The following is a 1742-nucleotide window of genomic DNA, read 5'->3' on the forward strand; positions in this document are numbered from 1 at the left end:
CCCACTTGTCCAGGACGGCTGTAATACTGGTCCAAAACCTCAAACAAACCGAAGCCCTGTAAGGCTTTGCCTTTTTCCACCACAAACGATTCAAATGCAGCACGTTCATTTACCGCAGCTTCGCAAGTATCTTGTTCAAACGCGTTAAACGCCATGTGCAGTGCATCACGCTTGCATACCCAAACCGCCGTATAAGTCACCGTTTCCGTAACACGCAAAGCGGCAATGCGCTGACGGATTTTCGGTTGTGCCAACCAGTTTTTCAGTTGCTCGTTATAAGTAAACGCACCGACTTTCTCGATATCCAAATAAATCGGATTGAGCCATTCACGCGAAGAAGGGCTATACGGACTGGCAAAGGCAGGCTTGCTGGTAAACAAGGCGTGCAAAGGGTTGATACCGACAAAGTCCAGCTTTTTCTCTGCTGCATATTTCATCAGGTTCAGCAAATCGGTAAAATCGCCTATGCCCCAGTTGCGCTCGGAACGTAGGCTGTACAAATGCATGGTCAAACCATTCATCCGACCGCCATTGGCAAGCAGTTTAGGCTGATAAACCGATTCAGGCGCAACAATCAGGCGCACAAGGCGACATTTGCCGCCGGTCTCGGCCGACAAGGTGTAATAACCGCAAGCCAGTTGGGGCAGCTTAATCCAAAGCGTATCGTTGTCGCCCGGATATAAAGTCAAGTTCTGGCACTCATCCGCCTCATCAATCAATACAACCGCTTCTGCACCATGAAATTCAGACGGCATCTGTAAAGATTCTTCGCCGTTTTCATGCACGATCATCGTATTCAGATAAAGGCCGTCTGAATCCGGTTTGCTTTTGTCCAAAACAGCAACGATCGATTCCAAAACTTCAGGTTTGGTCGCATGATATATACCGTTGATGTCGTGGTAGCCTAAATCAATACCGGCCTCTACGGCCTGCTGCTCCAATGTCTCACTCATTGCACTCTGCCTGTTTTACCAATATCTGAATCTTAATACAGATCTTGTTGCACCGTTACATGTAGTTTATTGTAGTCTCTAACAAAATCCATATTTCCCTGTTTGATTTGACCTGCGCCAAAATTTCCTATTTATCTGTCTTGTAAAAACTTAAAGGCCGTCTGAAAAGGAAGGTTTCATTCCTTTTCAGACGGCCTTTATCATGCTTCAAGCCTGATTAGTGGTGGTGATGACCGTGCGGGCCATGTACGTGACCATGGGCAATTTCTTCCTCGGTCGCATCGCGCACACCTTCAACGGTCGCCTTGAACAATACTTTCATACCGGCCAAAGGATGGTTGCCATCCACTACGGCTTTACCGTCGGCAACATCGGTTACACGATAAATCAATACATCGCCGGTTTCCGGATCATCGGCTTCAAACATCATGCCGACTTCAACTTCAACAGGAAATACGCTTACATCTTCAATGCGTACCAGTTCAGGATCTTGCTCGCCGAAGGCATCATCAGGCGACAAAGCCACTTCAACGGTATCGCCTACATTTTTGCCGTGCAACGCTTCTTCCACTAAAGGGAAAATACCGTCATAACCGCCATGCAGGTAAGCAATCGGCTCTTCGGTTTTGTCCAACAACTGGTTGTTTGCATCGTACATTTCATAATGCAGGGAAACTACGGAATTTTTAACAATAGACATCATGTCATCCTTAATCAATATTTAAAAGTCAAGTTCAGGCTATTCTATCACAGCTGTAACTAAACAATCGGTTTACCTTAAACAAATAC

2 protein-coding genes are annotated in these 1742 nt (G+C 46.2%); both read right to left on the reverse strand.

The annotated features are described in order from the left end of the window. Positions 1-953 (reverse strand): 4-alpha-glucanotransferase (locus ACTHUR_RS10840; protein WP_440398576.1); only part of this gene is annotated, 953 nt, incomplete at its 3' end. Between the two features lie 217 nt (positions 954-1170). Next, positions 1171-1653, reverse strand: coding sequence for an FKBP-type peptidyl-prolyl cis-trans isomerase (locus tag ACTHUR_RS10845; protein ID WP_003683125.1), 483 nt, complete (start codon positions 1651-1653; stop codon positions 1171-1173). Positions 1654-1742: the final 89 nt, after the last annotated feature.

This window comes from Neisseria sp. P0021.S007, from assembly GCF_051956855.1.

Excerpts from the sequence above, each read along its gene's own strand:
- ACTHUR_RS10845 (WP_003683125.1), bottom strand. The coding sequence starts at position 1,653 with ATGTCTATTGTTAAAAATTCCGTAGTTTCCCTGCATTATGAAATGTAC.